The organism is Lacibacter cauensis (assembly GCF_007830055.1).
In the GTDB taxonomy this organism is placed as follows: Bacteria; Bacteroidota; Bacteroidia; order Chitinophagales; family Chitinophagaceae; genus Lacibacter; species Lacibacter cauensis.
The window spans coordinates 922431-938741 of sequence record NZ_VLLE01000002.1; the positions used below are offsets into that span (position 1 = coordinate 922431).

At 43.8% G+C, this 16311-nt stretch carries 9 protein-coding genes; all 9 read right to left on the minus strand.

The annotated features are described in order from the left end of the window. Nucleotides 1-358: 358 nt before the first annotated feature. Complete coding sequence (locus tag IQ13_RS03825) at nucleotides 359-3091, minus strand: family 78 glycoside hydrolase catalytic domain (RefSeq protein WP_144884665.1); 2733 nt, start codon at nucleotides 3089-3091, stop codon at nucleotides 359-361. 287 nt (nucleotides 3092-3378) lie between these two features. Beyond that, nucleotides 3379-4368 (minus strand): L-glyceraldehyde 3-phosphate reductase, encoded by a 990-nt coding sequence (mgrA, locus tag IQ13_RS03830; protein WP_144884667.1) that lies wholly within the window; start codon nucleotides 4366-4368, stop codon nucleotides 3379-3381. Between the two features lie 177 nt (nucleotides 4369-4545). Continuing rightward, nucleotides 4546-5793 carry a glycoside hydrolase family 28 protein gene (locus IQ13_RS03835; RefSeq protein WP_144884669.1) on the minus strand — a complete coding sequence of 416 codons (1248 nt, stop codon included), beginning with the start codon at nucleotides 5791-5793 and terminating at the stop codon, nucleotides 4546-4548. Then, the gene (locus IQ13_RS03840; protein ID WP_144884671.1) at nucleotides 5790-6833 is read right to left on the minus strand and encodes a family 43 glycosylhydrolase; all 1044 of its coding nucleotides are present in this window, start codon (nucleotides 6831-6833) and stop codon (nucleotides 5790-5792) included. The genes IQ13_RS03835 and IQ13_RS03840 overlap by 4 nt, the downstream gene beginning before the upstream one ends. 224 nt (nucleotides 6834-7057) lie before the next feature. Further along, the gene (locus IQ13_RS03845; protein ID WP_144884673.1) at nucleotides 7058-8710 is read right to left on the minus strand and encodes an alpha-L-fucosidase; all 1653 of its coding nucleotides are present in this window, start codon (nucleotides 8708-8710) and stop codon (nucleotides 7058-7060) included. Nucleotides 8711-8714: 4 nt separating this feature from the next. Continuing rightward, nucleotides 8715-11537, minus strand: coding sequence for a glycosyl hydrolase (locus tag IQ13_RS03850; RefSeq protein WP_242009475.1), 2823 nt, complete (start codon nucleotides 11535-11537; stop codon nucleotides 8715-8717). Between the two features lie 240 nt (nucleotides 11538-11777). Beyond that, nucleotides 11778-13007 carry an oligogalacturonate lyase family protein gene (locus tag IQ13_RS03855; RefSeq protein ID WP_144884677.1) on the minus strand — a complete coding sequence of 410 codons (1230 nt, stop codon included), beginning with the start codon at nucleotides 13005-13007 and terminating at the stop codon, nucleotides 11778-11780. Nucleotides 13008-13360: 353 nt separating this feature from the next. Then, nucleotides 13361-14941, minus strand: a complete 1581-nt coding sequence (locus IQ13_RS03860) for a family 43 glycosylhydrolase (protein WP_144884679.1) — start codon at nucleotides 14939-14941, stop codon at nucleotides 13361-13363. Nucleotide 14942: 1 nt separating this feature from the next. Beyond that, nucleotides 14943-16310 carry a TolB-like translocation protein gene (locus tag IQ13_RS03865; protein ID WP_144884681.1) on the minus strand — a complete coding sequence of 456 codons (1368 nt, stop codon included), beginning with the start codon at nucleotides 16308-16310 and terminating at the stop codon, nucleotides 14943-14945. Nucleotide 16311: the final 1 nt, after the last annotated feature.

Sequence of the window (16311 nt, forward strand, 5' to 3'; positions counted from 1 at the left end):
GGGACCGCTAAGGCCAGACCCCGGGCGGACGTTGATATTTTTTGTCATTCCGACGCAGGAGGAATCTGTCTATCGCTTGCACCACAGCCCAACGGATCCCTCGTTCCTCGGGATGACAGTTCGATTGAAACTGCAGAACAGTCATTTGGCAACGCAGTTTATAATTTGGCGAAAAGAACTAAGGCAGTACAAGAGTGTCCTTCGACAGGCTCAGGATAAACTGCAACAGAAGATGCAGATAGCATTGTCGCCGGTTACATAAAAATTTTCTCACTGCCTTTACTTTGCCTTATTACTTGCCGGAAAGACGGGAAGGCGAAAAGTTTCTCCGTGCTCTCTGTATCTCCGTGGTAAATATTCACTTCGTTTTAAACGCCGTACTAAACGCATATTTCCCCGAACCAACTTTCACCACCACATATTCTTTCTCCTTACCCACTACCTGTAGTTCTTTTACTAACGCCAGCGGCTGACCGCTTTCCAACACATCGGTTGCTGCAGCTGCTGGAATATAAATGGTGGCGGTTGTATTGGCCGGCACTTCTGCATGCAACATCAGTTGTCCATTCTCCAGTTTCCAGCCACTGCTGAGTGTACCGTATTGCGTTTCGTAGCTGGCAGATGCATGGGTGAACTTGCCACCCACATGCGGCTGTATACGGATCTTCTTATAACCGATACCATCTTTATCAATATCCAGACCAACCATTACACGATACATCCAGTCGCCGATGGCGCCGTATGCATAATGGTTAAAGGAGTTCATGGTAATGGCCTGGAAATCGCCGTTGGTTCGGATACCATCCCAACGTTCCCAAATAGTAGTAGCGCCTTTTGTTACAGGATACAACCACGATGGATAGGTTTTTTGCAGCAACAGGGTATACGCCACATCGCTGTAACCATAACGACTCAACACATGACACAAATAAGGCGTGCCCAGAAACCCGGTGGTTAAATGATTGCCGTATTGTTTGATGTTGTTCACCAAACGATCGGCCGCCTGCTGACGTAATGCTTCGGGAAACAGATCGAACTGCAGGGCCAGCACATACGATGTTTGCGTGTTGCTCATCGTAGCACCATTGGGCGTTGTGTATTCGTTGATGAAAGCTGTTTTGATGCGTTGCAGTAAGGCAGTGTAGGTGGCCACATCATCTGCTTTTCCTAATTCTTTGGCAGCATTGATGAGTAACTGTGTAGAGTAAGCGTAAAAGCATTGTGCAATTAAAAACTTATTGGTGATGGCGGCTTTACCATCGTTATCATCGGCCATGGTGTAAAACAACCAGTCACCGAAATGATCGCCTTTGTTCCAGAGATCGTTGGTACTCTGGCTTTGCATATAACCTACCCATGCTTTCATGCTGCTGTACTGGTTTTCTAAAATGCGTTTATCGCCATACACCAGATACATTTCCCAGGGAATGATGGTTGAAACATCGGCCCAGCCTGCACTGCCGCCTGCTGCCCATCCTTCTTCGCCCAATACATTGGGGATGACATGTGGTACACTTCCGCTTTTTGTTTGATCGGCTTTTACATCTTTCAACCATTTGGTAAAGAAATTATTCACGCCTCGTAAGAACGTGGCGGTGCGGAAGAACGCCTGTGCATCACCTGTCCAGCCCATACGTTCATCACGCTGCGGACAATCGGTGGGCACATCTAAAAAGTTTCCCCTTAATCCCCATTCGATATTATGCTGCAGTTGATTGATGAGTGTATCGGATGAAGTGAAGCTGCCTGTTTGCTGCATAGCCGAATACAACGCAACGGCAGTAAAATTCTGTGGCTGTAATTCAGTAGTAATACCTTCTACTTTGATGTAACGAAAACCAAAGAACGTGAAATGCGGCTCAAAGATTTCCTCGCCGTTTCCTTTGAGCACATACACGGCCTGTGCTTTTGCGCCACGCAGATTCTCGGTATAGAAATTTCCGTTCTTGTCTAACACTTCTGCATGTGATACTTTGATGGTATCGCCGCTTTTACCCCTCGCTTTTATTTGCACCCAACCCACCAGGTTTTGTCCAAAGTCGATGACCTTTTCTCCCTTGGATGTAGTGATGACTTTACCATTCGTAAATGTCTCCTGTTTCTTGATCGGCTCGTTATAGGTTGCTACCAACACCTCTTTTGATGCGTTGGATGTTTTTACGGCAGACCAGTTGTTATCGTTGTAGCCGGGCAACGTCCAGCCACTCTTTTCTTTTGTTGCATCCACCACTTCACCCTGGTAAATACCATTGGAGCGGATAGCACCGGTGGAAGATTTCCAGCTTGCATCCGAAACAATGCTTGCAGTTGTTCCATCGGTATAAACGATCTCCAGTTGAAACAGCAGTGCAATATCTTTTCCATAAATATTTCTCCGATGATCGAAGGAGAAGTTGCCACGATACCAACCATCGCCCAATGTAACTGCAAGAACGTTTGCTCCATTCTTCAACAGATCAGTTACATCGTAAGCCTGGTATTGCAGACGTTTGTTATAACTCGTCCAGCCAGGCGTGAGATAGGCATCTCCTACCCGTTTGCCGTTGATCTGTGCTTCGTATAAACCATGTGCAGTAATGTAAGCGGTTGCTGCTTTTATTTTCTTTCCACTGCTGAATTCTTTGCGCATGAGTGGTGCTGCAAATTGGTTGTCTTCGGTATAACCGGGTTCGATCCATTGGGCTTTCCAGTCTGATGGTTTTAATAAACCCATTTGCCAGGATGCAACTGCACTCCATGCCGATGCTTGGCCCTTGTTATCCCACACACGCACCTGCCAGTAATATTTTTTGTTTGCTTGTAAGGCAGCTCCATTGTAGGGCACATGAATCGATTGATCGGATGTGATCTTTCCGCTCTTCCATGCATCAGCTTTTGCTAATGCCGCTGCATCGGTGGCTACTCTTATTTCATACGCCGATTGCATAACATTCCGTTGAGCAGAATTTAACTGCCAGCTGAAATATGGTTGTACCACATCAAGCCCGATGGGGTTGGTTAGGTTTTCTGTTTTGAGATGATCGACTTTTACCTGTGCGAATACTGATACGACCAGCAATTGAAGGAAGAGAAGAAAGCTGACTTTTTTCATGATGATATAAATGAGAATGATTTTATTCTAAAACCGTTTCAATCTGCATACAATCTCCACAGCTCAGCACAAGTGATCCTGCTTTTTGTCATTCCGAGGCACGAGGAATCTGTTCATCCTTTGTACTACAGCCCAACAGATCCCTCCTTCGTCGGGATGACAGCTATAATGCATCTATCTGGCTACGTTAGACCTGACAGGTTTATTCACTGCATGATTCTTGCCGATTAAATGCAGTTGGCATGATAGCACTTAACCTGTCAGGTCGTTTATACACGGGCAGACATTTATCCTAACACTGTTTCAATCTGCTTTAATTCATCTGCACTAAACTGCAAATTATTTAAACAGGCAACTGAATCTAACAACTGAGCTGATGAACTTGCACCAATGAGTACCGATGTAACCCGTTCATCTTTTAACAACCAGGCCAAGGCCATTTGTGCTAATGATTGATTGCGTGTAATGGCAATGTCGTTGAGCGCTCTCACTTTCGCCAACACTTCTTCGGTAATCTGTTCCTGTTTTAAAAACACACCTCTGGTTGCACGTGAGCCTTCCGGAATACCTTTGAGATATTTATTCGTTAAAAGCCCCTGCGCCAACGGAGAGAACGGAATACAACCCACACCATTTGCTTCCAATACATCCAGCAATCCATCTTTCTCTACCCACCGTTCAAACATCGAATACTTGGGTTGATGAATTAAGCAAGGTGTACCCAATTCTTTTAAGATCGCAAATGCTTTTGCTGCATCTTCACTTTTGTAATTGGAAATGCCCACATACAACGCCTTACCCTGACGAACAATCAAATCCAATGCTGCCATCGTTTCTTCCAAGGGTGTGTTGGGATCGGGACGATGATGATAAAAGATATCAACATAATCCAATTGCATGCGTTTTAAACTCTGGTTTAAACTGGCAACTAAATTTTTCTTACTGCCCCACTCGCCATAAGGGCCGGGCCACATATAATAACCTGCCTTGGTGGAGATAATCAACTCATCACGGTAAGCAGCAAAGTCCTGTTTTAAAATTTTTCCGAAGTTGATTTCGGCACTGCCGGGAGGCGGGCCGTAGTTATTGGCAAGATCGAAATGGGTAATGCCGCAATCAAAAGCTGTATGCAGGGTTTTGCGATACACGGCTTCATCATCCATATCGCCGAAATTGTGCCAGAGCCCAAGTGATAAAGCTGATAACTGGATACCGCTTTTGCCGCAGCGGCGGTACTGCATTTGCTGATAACGTTGTTCGTTTGCTGAGTAGGCCATTGTTTACATTATTTCAGCTTGAAAGGTAAGGGTTCAACGAATTGTTTATACACCTGTTTCTGCACAGTTGTGTACTTTAATCAAAACATATCTCAAAAATTACACGTCACTGCGAGGCACGAAGCAGTCTCCCATACAAAAGATTGCTTCGCAAGCTCGCAATGACGACCAGAATCATCAGTTTTTAAACGGCACATCATTCACTATAACATGGTTAAATGAAATGGCTTTATAATTTGTTTTCAACTCAGCCGTTTCAGCTTTGGCAATTATATTGCTGAACCAAATATTAGAAACTGTATCTGCCGGATTGCCCTGCATGGCCCCCACTGTTTTACACTGCACATTGAGATTGCTGAAGCTGATATTGCGTACAATGGCAAACGGCTTTTCGGTACTGCCACCCATATCATAGAACTGTGTCCACGGTGCCATGCTGATGATGGTGCCGCATTTACCGGTGATATTTTCAATGCGGATGTTTTCATAAATCTGATACGTATCGGGGCGCATCTTCAACCGCAGGATTGATGTATTGTGCTCCATCTTGCAATTACGCATCACAATATTGCGTGCATGAATACTTTCACTGCCCAGCGTTAAGGTTCCATGCGATTCACCAAATACACAGTCTTCAATTAAAATATCTTCCACGACGCCGTTCTCTCCACGTTTGTGTGCATCGGGGCCCTTGCCTCCTTTAATACATACCGCATCATCATTCACCGATATATAACATTTACGGACAGTTACACGTTTACACACATCAATATCAATCCCGTCGGTACTCGGTGCCTTCACCGGTTTAAAGGGTGAACGGATATCACAGTTTTCAATGAGCACATTGTTGCATTGGTATAAATGTGTGGTCCAGAAACCGGCATTGAGCAGTTTCACATCTTTAATGGTTACATTGTTGCTGCCCCAGATAAATATCAACCGTGGACGGTGCACTTCCAGGTTGGTGGCGGAACGTCCGTGTTGTTTCACCGAATCACGATAGAACCAGAAATATTCCCAATACTTCAACCCATTACCGTCAATCGTACCTGGTCCATTGATCTGGAAACTATCAACATGATATGCATTGATGAGTGCTGCATAGTAATAAATACTTCTGCCTTCCATGCGTGAGGGAATCAACGGATAGTTATCAATATGATCGGAACCTTTCAGCCTGGCTCCCTCCTGCAACAACAGTTTTGTTTTGGATTTGAAGAACAAAGCACCTGTCAAATACACACCTTTCGGAATAACAATCGTACCACCACCGTTGGCTTCGGCTTTATCAATTACTTTTTGAATAGCGGCTGTCTGCAACTTTGTGCTGTCATTGCTGACTCCATAGTTGCTGATGATGTATTCCTGTGCGTTTGCAACAGCTACAACTGCTAACCAGCTGATCAATGCGATTATTTGCTTCATAAAATCTTTACTCCTTTTTTGTTGACTGCAATGGGTGCATCTCTGTCGCACACAATTTCATTGTTTACATATTTCAATTCGGCTACCTGTATCACACTTCGTTTGTCATCAAACGAACCTTTGGCTGCCGGGTTGGCTTTACTTCTGCCGGGATGTGTGAAATAGTACACAAACGCACGACCATCTTTATTCACTACTACATCACAATGTCCGCCAATGGCCTGGTCGTCTTTTCTTTTGCCGGGGTTTTCCAAAATGCGATTGGATTGTTTTGTCCAGTTCAACAGATCAGTTGATGAATACACTTCCATTCCTTTCCATGCATCCACAATCATAAAGTATTTTCCCTGCCAAAAGAAAGTCTTTGGCCCTTCACCTCTTGCAGCAATGGCCTTGCCTTTATCCACCCAATTGTACAGGTCTTTGCTATCGGCATAATAAATACTCTTGCCATCACGCTCATTGTTGTACCACATGCGAAAGGTTGTATCGTTGATTTGATACACTGATGCATCGATGACCTTTTGTCGTCCGATTTCATCGTCCGACCGGGCATTCACGAGTTTCAATGTTGATTGATAGTTCCAGTTTTGCAAATCCTTACTGGTGAGATGAACGATCACTCTCGGATGATTCCAGTCTTTGAATGTGCCGGGTACATAGGTGAGATACATGTGATACGTTCCGTTGTGTTCAATGACATCGGGTGCCCAATGCGTATAACCAACATCGGGACGATAGTTGATATTCGCCGTATCAACGTATTTCCAATGCACACCATCTTTGCTTTCTGCAATACCAATGCGTGTGCCATGCACCCACTGTACGGTTGAATCCTTTACGGAAGCCCGACGGTTGGTGTACAGCATCCACCATTTCTTTTTGGCTTTGTTGTAGATGATGACAGGATCTGCAGCGCCGTGATAGACGGGATCATCGTATAAAGGTTTGGGGATGCTGTTGTTTTGTGCAGAAGAAGTTTGAACCACGAAGGCACAAAGCACACAAAGAATCACAAAGGAGGTTTTCAAATTCTTCATTTTGATACAGCTTTTGTTTGCCCGTCTGACGCCCACGTCTGACGGAGTTTAATCATTGTATAACCCACCCCTTTTATCATGCTGATTTTGCAAGATATTGCCACCCCTCCCAAGAGGGGATTGACATGCAGAATGCTCATCACTCATTACAGATTACTCATCATTCATTTTCCATTCATCCGTCAGACGAGGGCGTCAGACGGAGCTCATTCATCATTCATCACTCATCCCACCACCTTCAATGCATTTGCATAAAACTCTGCAGGTCGGTTTTCGGGAAAGCTTACCAGCAATCCTTCTGCTGTTTGTTCAAATGCCAGTGTTTGTTTGGTACTCAGTAATTCAACCTTGCTTATTTTCTTTTTGTAGTGTTGACTGTTGCTGCCCAAATTTTTAATGAGCACTTTGCCATTCTCCGGCCAGCCCATCACCGTTGCATACAACACATCGTCTTTCACCACAAAACGGATATCCTGCGCTTCCATGGGTTTGCCCTTGCCTTCGTTAAAACCTTGCGCTGATAAAGGTGCTGTGTTCTCCAATGCAGGTCCTTCGCCAAAAATGTTCCATGGCCTTGTATCGTAAATGCTTTCGCTGTTCGCTTTCATCCAACGGCCGATCTCTTCAACAATCTTTCGTTCATCACTGTCAATGGTGCCGTTGCCTTTCACCGGTACACTTAACATGAGGTTGCCATTCTTACTCACCACATCCACCAATGTATGCACAACAGTTTTTGCAGACTTATACCGATGATTATCGAAAATGGGTTTATTATAATGCCAGCTGCCGATGCAGGTATCGGTTTGCCAGGGCAATGGTTCAATGCTGTTGCTTTGTCCACGTTCAATATCCCACACCATACATTTGCGTTGCTGCTCGTTCAATATTTTTCCGTTGATAACAGCTTGTAATGATCCTTTTGTTTTGATGCTTTTGTTATACAGATGAGCAGCGATCTTTAAACCCACATCACTGATGGGATATAAAGGCAATACTGTATCATCGAAGTACACAACATCGGGATCGTATTTATCAATGAGATCAATGGTGCGTTTGAAAAACTTCTCACAATACGCTTTATCCGGTACACTTACACCTGCACCCCAATCCCACTGCGCATGGATTACGCCATTATCATTACTCTCTTTACTCAATGCATGATTTTGTGCATACAGTTCCTGCGGATCCAATCCTTCCCACCATTTTCCTTTGCCATCTTTTTTTGTGAGTTTACCATCGTAAGAAATACCGGCTTTCGGTCCGTTCTTATCCGATCGTTGTGCAGTTTCGTACCAACTCCATGCATGTGCGGCATGTACACTCACACCAAAATGCAAACCTTGTTTGCGTGCAGCTTTGGCCCAACCTCCCACTAAATCTTTCTTGGGTCCTATTTTGGTTGAATTCCATTTGTGATACTTGCTATTGTACAAGTCGAAATTATCATGATGGTTTGCGAGTGCCATAAAATATTTGGCACCAGCATTTTTATACAACTCCAACAATTCATCAGGATTCCACTGATCTGCCTTCCATGCATTGATGACATCTTTAAAACCAAACTCTGACGGATGACCATACTTTGCAACATGGTAGTTGTATTTGCCATTTCCTTCCATGTACATCTCCCGTGCATACCAATCACCAAACTCGGGTTCGCACTGCGGTCCCCAATGGGCCCAGATGCCGAACTTGGCATTGCGGTACCAATCAGGCGTTTTGTATTGCTGCAATGAATCCCAGTTGGGTTGAAAAGGTCCGTCTGCAATCTTCAGATCATCTCCTGAAAAGAAAGCAGCAGCATCGGCATGTTGTGCCAGCCATACTGCAGGAACAGAAGCAGCTAATTGCTTCAGTAAGGTTCTACGGTGCATACAATTATTTTAGTGGTGTGATCGTAACAGGCCCCAATAATCCCGATGATAACGGGCTCCATGCGGCGGCTGTGAAGATACCTTTCTTTGCGTTTTCTGCCTTGCGTGCAGGCATGTTGGTATTGTAAAATATTTTCCAGGGAAGATTATTCTTGTCCATGTAAATAATGCGGTTGGCCATTAAGTTGGCAACAACAATTTCCAGTTTGTTATTGGTCTGCATAACCGATGCAGGGATCACACATTGAAACACCGGGCCGATAACTGTGGCAATCTTTTTGCCATTCAATATCACTTCAGCTGTTTCATCTACAGTACCGAGATCAAGCAACCATGATGTTGCATTAGCTTCCGGTTTTGCAAAGGAAATGCTGTACTTCGCTGTTCCGGAAAAATTCTTCACATCATCGCCGCCAAGTTCTGTCCATGATTTTAAGATGGTTGTTTTGATAGCAGCGGGAATCGTTGGGCCACCATCGAGGAAGTTGATCGTCCACTCTCCTTTTATTTCCTGAGGTTGTGCAATGCTTTCTTTATAAGGAAATGCTTCACCTGTTTTCTTTGTTGCATACGATTGTACAATGATGGCTTCGTACGATTGTAATTGCAGCAGTATTTCCACTGCACCACTGCTGCTGTTCTTCCGCCATTTGGCTAAACCTTTCTTGTTATGCATGGCATCAAACAAGGCAATGGATGCGGCATTGGTATGCAGTTCAATCCATTCTTCAAACGGTTTATCGGTACGGTTGTTGATGAGCCACATGGTTCCTTCTGCATTCTTTCTGCGCAGCACAGACAATCCTTTTTCTGCATAACTCTCTTTGCGTGCTTTTGCAACTTGTAACAAGGCTTCCATGTCATCGCTCACCACAAATTTGCCATTGCCAACTGTTGCCTGTTGTACATTGTTTGAAGTAGTGAATTTTAATTGACCAATCAATTGCTGAAATGTTTTTCTTCTTGCATCCAGTTGATGAAATCCGGGCACATCGTTCGGCAGATTTTTATAGACCAATATGGTTGCGCCTTGCTGTGCAAGTTTCAGCAACTGTTGCATGGCATTTTCAGTGATGAGTTTATTCGCTGGCAATAAAATAGTGCGATACGCATTACCGCTGCTGACGATATTCTTACCACTGTTGGTAAACTTCTGCAACTGACGTTCGCTGAAGAAATCGAAACTGTATCCTTTCTCTACCATCCATTTCGATACATGTTCAAAATCAGTATTCACAAAATTCTTTTCCATGCCATCGAAATGCTGCAGCAACACATTGCCGGGTTCTGCATAACGGTCAACGATGGGATAATAAACCAACACATCGTTATCGGGTTTACCCTTTTGTAAAAAACTTTGTGTACGTGTGATGTAACTATTCAATGCATGGAAATGGTTCCATTGTGGATTGGTGGGTTGAAAATGCACTGCCGCATAAAACAACCAGCCGGGCCACTTCGCTTCTTTGGGCGAATACTCTGTACCGTGATAAAAAATATGATTGACACCGCCGAGGAAATATAAATCGATTGCTTTCTTTACATCGCCCCAGCTGGATAAGAAATGTTCATTGAGCCAGGTAGCCGATTCAGACGAAACCAATTGCTTGCCCGATACATTTGCTGCTGAGGTTGCAAATTTAAAACGCAGAATATCGGTTCCTTCTGTTTCCGGAATATCAACAACACTATACAGGTCTAATGTATTCGCAGGCGAACCATGCGATTGATTCCGCAGCATCTTTCCTTTGGTACCTGCCCATTTTTTCCAGGTCATGGTAAAGTGTTCGAGCAGCAGCTCATCGATCACCGAACGGTAATCGTAAATCACACGACTGTTTTTCTCCGGTGTATCTTTTCCAAACAATGCAGGTAATTGTGTTTTGAGATCATATCCTTTACGCTTTTTAAATTCCGCAAAGAAAGTTGGCGTCCAGTTGCTTTGTCCTCTTGCATCATCCACTTCATACGAATCGTTGAAGAAAGAACGCAGGTAAGAAATATCATAACCCTTGAACGAAGCATCAAACTTTTTAAAGTAGTTCGTTGCTGCCTGTAACGAAAAGTGATCGATGGCATAACCTTCACCACCAGGTGCTGCACGTTCTACCATCTTGCCATGTAAGCCCTGGAACAAGGCGTACAAGGTCCAGTTGCCTGTTGGTGCAGTCCAGTTAAGTTTTCCGTTTGCATCCACCTTTGCAGTCAAATCAATACTTTCATTTTGATCGGAGTAAGCGATCAATGTTTGCAAAGGCAATTTGCCGGGATATTGAATCTGATCCAATGCCAATGCCTGCAGGTTCTTGTTTGTCCAGACAGGTTTTAACACATGGTCGAATGTCGCCGGTTTGTTATTGGCTGTGCGGATGAATCCTTCCTGTTTGTATTCAACCGCTTCGTTTAATTGTTCGCCGCCGTTGAGCTTATACGTTTTATAGAAAATACTTTTACTTGCATCATCCTCTTTCACCCAAGGTCCGCCGAAAGGCCAGCCGGTTCCGTTTGCTAAATCAACACCCAATCCCAATCGTTTTGATTCGTTGAGTGTGTACGAAAATAGCTGCATCCATTGCGGCGACAGAAAATCGATGAATTGTTTTTCGTATCCTTCAACCCCGTAAATCGGCGTTAACTCCACACCACCTAATCCTGCTTGTTGGTATTGCTGCAAGTTCAAGGTAAGATCAGCTTTGTTCACCGCACTGCCTTCCCACCACCAACGTGTCCATGGTTTGGTTACATTGGTGATTGATGGCCAGTTGATCTGTGCGGTGGCAGCAAAACCATTTACGACGATTGCCGATGCAAGAATTACTTTTCTCAATGTTGTTTGTTTATGCTTCATCTTGTTTATTCGATCAAGCGTACCTACGGCACGCATTTGTTATTTTGTTTTTTCTACCAAGCAATTGTCCCTACGGGACAGGATGTTGCTGATTTATTTTGCTGATTGTGGTTGCGACGTACGCATAACCCTCAACTCATAACCCATAACCTTCTTGTTGTATATCGTCAGACGAGGGCGTCAGACGAAGAAGCTCATTCACCACTCACCATTGACCATTCACAATTCCACCGCATACACATTCTCGATCCCTTCAAAGTTGGCCCGAAAGATCACCCACTTCCCATCGGGACTGAAATGCACATTTGGCTCTAAGCGATAGTTATGATGTTTCATATTCACCAGTCGTGTTGAAACGAATTTATCGCCTTGGGGTTTGAATAAATAAATCCACATCCCGTCTTTCGCTCTGGCAACCTGACCTTCATTACCACCATCACCACAAAACCAACTATTGTCTTTGTTGCTGTTGAAATGAATACTCCATTCATCACGCTGCAACTCGTATTTTGTTTTTTGTCCGGTATTGACGTTGTGACCTTCTACATAAAACTTCGTGCTGCGTGGTTGCTGCAGATCGTACCAGATGATTTGTCCATCTGCACTCGGCCACTCATGCCCTGCAATTTCCATCTCCATAATTCGCTTGTGAATCTGTGTGATCTTCTTCGTCTTTACATCAATCGTCCAAATGCGGTTGACTTTATGCCAGGGGCCTTCATGACAAAACATTAATAAGTTAGGATCGGTTGTAGAGAACTGTACATGATTCAACCACGCACTGTCGCTGTGCACTCTGTCCAGTTCTTTTGTTTTTACATTAATCGTGAATAAAGTACGTGGCAGCTTTGCTTCGTAGATGATGTTGAAGTAGCTTGATTTATTGGGATACTTTTTGAACAACTCTTTTTCTTCATCACTTGATTTGGCACCGCCGAGCAATGTACCATCGGCATTGATGGCTGTAACGGTTCCTTTAAAATCGTCAGGAAAAACAAAGACCTGTTTGACTTCTTTGGTCTTTGCATTAACGCTGAACACGGTATCTTTTATCTGGTAATAAACAATTCCTTTTTTGTTATCAACGATCTCGCCATTCATGGGCGAACGGTGAAAGGTCAGCTGTTCACTCTTTAATGTTTTAAGATCGAGTAAATGAATTTGTCGGTTACCGGAAACGACTGTAGAGATTTCCTGTTTGCGTACACTGTCAACATTGTTTTTGTTGCTGCTGTAAAACACCATCGAGTTTCCGATGAAAGGATTGTTATGAAAGTAAAAGCTGAGGTTGCTCTTGCCTTCCATTCTTGTCAATTTAACTACACGATGTTTAGTGTCTTTATCAATCCATTCGTTGGGCATGGCTCTGCCACCGGTTTCAAGCACTTCCTGTGCATGTATGGACAATACAGTAGCGATCAGCAGGGCAACCGTTAAGAGTAGTTTCATTTTTATACAGCTTTTAAACAGCCTATAAAGTAAAGACTTAAAAGCAGGACGGTTATCCTGTACAATCCTGCTATTTTCCCGCCTGTTTCTGGGCCTTGTACCTTCTGCGTACATCCGGGAAAAAGATGAAATTAAAGTAGAAGAAATTTACGACAATGATGATGTAAGCAACATTAAAGGGCAGGTAGGATCTGAATTTTATCAACAGAATTTCACTGAAAATGATTGTAAGAGCAATGGCAAAAAGTAAAGGGTTGAAAAACTTCCTCATTAAAAAAAATCTGTTGTCCTGCAATGTAAGCTTTTTCAGCTTAACACTTGTTCATATTTAACCTGTTTCTAAAACGGAAACCTCACTCTTTCATCAGCATTACATCATCCACAAGACAAAATGCATGGGCCTTCCCATCGGCAATAAATCCAATCTCTACCTGGCCGCCTTTCACTTCGATGTGATCAATACGAATGGTCGTCCAATCGCTCTGTTCACCGCTAATGGTATACACTTTTGTTTTGTTATTGCTCGTAGCATACATCTGCAGTATGTTGAAGCCGTTACTGTTTTTAACAGTAGCCGTTAACCGGTAATGGCCATCCTTTAACTGTACATAAGGCGATGAGGTTATGACTTGTTGAACGCTGCGGATAAAATCAACCTTATCTGTTATCTGCAAACTTTTTTCGCCGATTACCTTGGTTCGATCGTATTGTGTATTGAAATAATTCAACACCGGAGAACTGTTACTGTCCAGAGAAACTTTGTTGCCTTCAATCACCGTTGTTGTCCAGCCCAGTAAAAATTCCTGCACCGGTTTAACATGGCTGGGAATTCTTCTTCGGTCTGCTTCAAAACTTCCATTCATTACATAGTTATGATCGGCAGCTACTTTCCACTCGCCTGTTTTTGCATTGATGTTCCATGAACTGAGTGAATTGAAATAGGGTTCAGCACCATTAAAGGAAAGTGGAAACCATTGATTGTAGCCCAAACCATTGCCAGCAAAGTTGGCCCAACGATCGCCACAATACACTACTGTTTCCTGTTTCGTTCCTTTGATGTTGAAGAAGAAACCGGTTTGTGTTACATGTGCATAATCGTTTTCACTTCCTTTCATCACCTGCATATTGTTTGTGGGCGTGTAGGGCCCACGAATATCATCGGCCACTAAGTAATAAGCATACGATGCATCCCAGCCATAAATGTTAGAAGCTGCCATGTAATACTTCCCTTTGTATTTGAACATGCAGTTGCCTTCCCTGCTTTCGCCCTGGAATACTTTGGTACAGTCTAACAAATTCACCAGTCCATCTTTCACGCCGATTTCAGAAACATAAATTTTATTGCGGCCACTGCCATATGAATAGATGAGATACGATTTGCCGCTGTCTTCATCGGTAAACACTGTTTGATCGCCGGTATTGCTTGTGCCGATCATCTCTTTCATGCTGATGCGTTGATGCCACTTGAATGTACCTGTTGGGGAATCGGCAATAGTGATCAACACCTGGTTACCATGCTGCACAAACATAGCGTACTTATTCAGTTCCTTTATATAAGCCACACCTAAACGTCCCACCCATGTTTTGGGCACTGTTTTAAACGCTTCTTCTTTGGTAAACACATTGGCTTCAAAGGTCCAATTCACAAGATCAGTAGAGCTGTAACAGGTAACTGCTTCAAACGTTGCATTGGGTAAGGTTACAGAAGGATCGTTGCGGTAGGTTTCTGCTTCTTTGTAATGCACACCATACCAGTAATACTTTTCTTTTCCGTTTGCATCCTTGAATTTAAAAATACCGCCACCCTGGCTGTAGATGGGTTTCCCATCTTTTGTATTCCAGAATACATCGTTTTTGATGTTGAGGAATTGTGCCTGTGCGTTACTCATCAACAGCAATAACACAACAACAATTTGTATTGAAATTCGGTTCATGTTACTTGTATGTTCGCTTCAACCATTCATCGGGTAAATAAATAATGCAGATGTTCATGGATTTTCCATCGGCTGACAACATCGCCGATTGAATCTGAATTTTTGTTCCGTCTTCGCTCATGGTTGGATGCGGATGATCGGCCGCCGTTGGTTTATGTCCTGCAGATAACAAGATCATTTCATTACTGTGCCTGTCGATGAGATAAATATCACGTTTGAAATCATCACCCACTGCCCAGCGTCCATCAGGCGATCCACTCACATGCCACAGACCACTGCCGCTTTTTGTTTGCCCGGCAATATAACTTTCCCTCGTACGCAGGTTTACAATAGCAAGGCCGGTTGGTTTTTCTCTTGTGCCACTTGGTCCCCATGCAGGATCTTGTCCCGGATTTGCACCGCCCACAGCTGTACCTGTTGTATCAACGCCGCCAATCTTACGGTGACCCATAATCGCAATGGCCACTTCATCTTTGCTGATTACAGCTTCATGTGTTACCCATTCGTATTCCGCTTCAGGATAGACCGGACGAAGACCTGTTCCATCACGCATCACCGTCCAGGTACGTTGTGGCGATTTACCACCGGTTTCCCAACAAAACACAATTTCACCGGGCATCCATGGATTGGTTTGTATATGACCGATCTGGAACGGAACAGAAACTACATATTTTATTTCACCTGTCTTTACATTCATCGCTGCAATACCGGTTGGTCCTGCACCCATGTTGCGTGGCCCGAAATTATCTGCCGGTTTTGTGCCTGCTGGCAAATGCTTAGCTGCTGCAGCTTTTCCTACACGGAAATAAGCCCACTCTTCATCGCCATCCAATGCCATATCACCACCGCCTTCGAGTTCAATAGGAATTGTTCCGCAGATGCGTTGGTAAACATGTGCAGGTTGCATCTTTCCTGCTTTACTGTCTGCAAATACTTTTGCCAAATCAACTTCAACAATCTGCAACGGAATCGGATTTCTTCTGCGAGCTGTATCACTCTGTGTTCTTCGTGCAGTATCACGCTGCGGATAACGCATAAAGTAAAGCCTCATGCTTTTGCGGGCCACATTCAACATACCCGTGTAACCACCTTCGGTTACCTGCACCATCTCACCTGTTTTTTCATGTACCGCCAACGCTTCATTGCGTGCACGGTTGCTGCGGAAGATGAGCCATTCACCATCACTCGTCCACTGATTATGCGTCTGGTAAATTTTTGAATCACCAGCTTGTGTGGATGTTAAAAACACCAGTCTTGCTCCCGTTACCGGATCTTTGATTTCCTTTCGTTCAGAGGGGAATCGTTTGCCGATCTGTGCTGAAGCAAACAACGACATACATAATCCTGTAATGATAAAAATCTGTTTCATG

What these genes read in the sequence shown, in the direction of transcription:
- IQ13_RS03825 (WP_144884665.1), bottom strand. Translation starts at nt 3,091, where the DNA reads ATGAAAAAAGTCAGCTTTCTTCTCTTCCTTCAATTGCTGGTCGTATCA.
- mgrA (WP_144884667.1), bottom strand. Translation starts at nt 4,368, where the DNA reads ATGGCCTACTCAGCAAACGAACAACGTTATCAGCAAATGCAGTACCGC.
- IQ13_RS03835 (WP_144884669.1), bottom strand. Translation starts at nt 5,793, where the DNA reads ATGAAGCAAATAATCGCATTGATCAGCTGGTTAGCAGTTGTAGCTGTT.
- IQ13_RS03840 (WP_144884671.1), bottom strand. Translation starts at nt 6,833, where the DNA reads ATGAAGAATTTGAAAACCTCCTTTGTGATTCTTTGTGTGCTTTGTGCC.
- IQ13_RS03845 (WP_144884673.1), bottom strand. Translation starts at nt 8,710, where the DNA reads ATGCACCGTAGAACCTTACTGAAGCAATTAGCTGCTTCTGTTCCTGCA.
- IQ13_RS03855 (WP_144884677.1), bottom strand. Translation starts at nt 13,007, where the DNA reads ATGAAACTACTCTTAACGGTTGCCCTGCTGATCGCTACTGTATTGTCC.
- IQ13_RS03860 (WP_144884679.1), bottom strand. Translation starts at nt 14,941, where the DNA reads ATGAACCGAATTTCAATACAAATTGTTGTTGTGTTATTGCTGTTGATG.
- IQ13_RS03865 (WP_144884681.1), bottom strand. Translation starts at nt 16,310, where the DNA reads ATGAAACAGATTTTTATCATTACAGGATTATGTATGTCGTTGTTTGCT.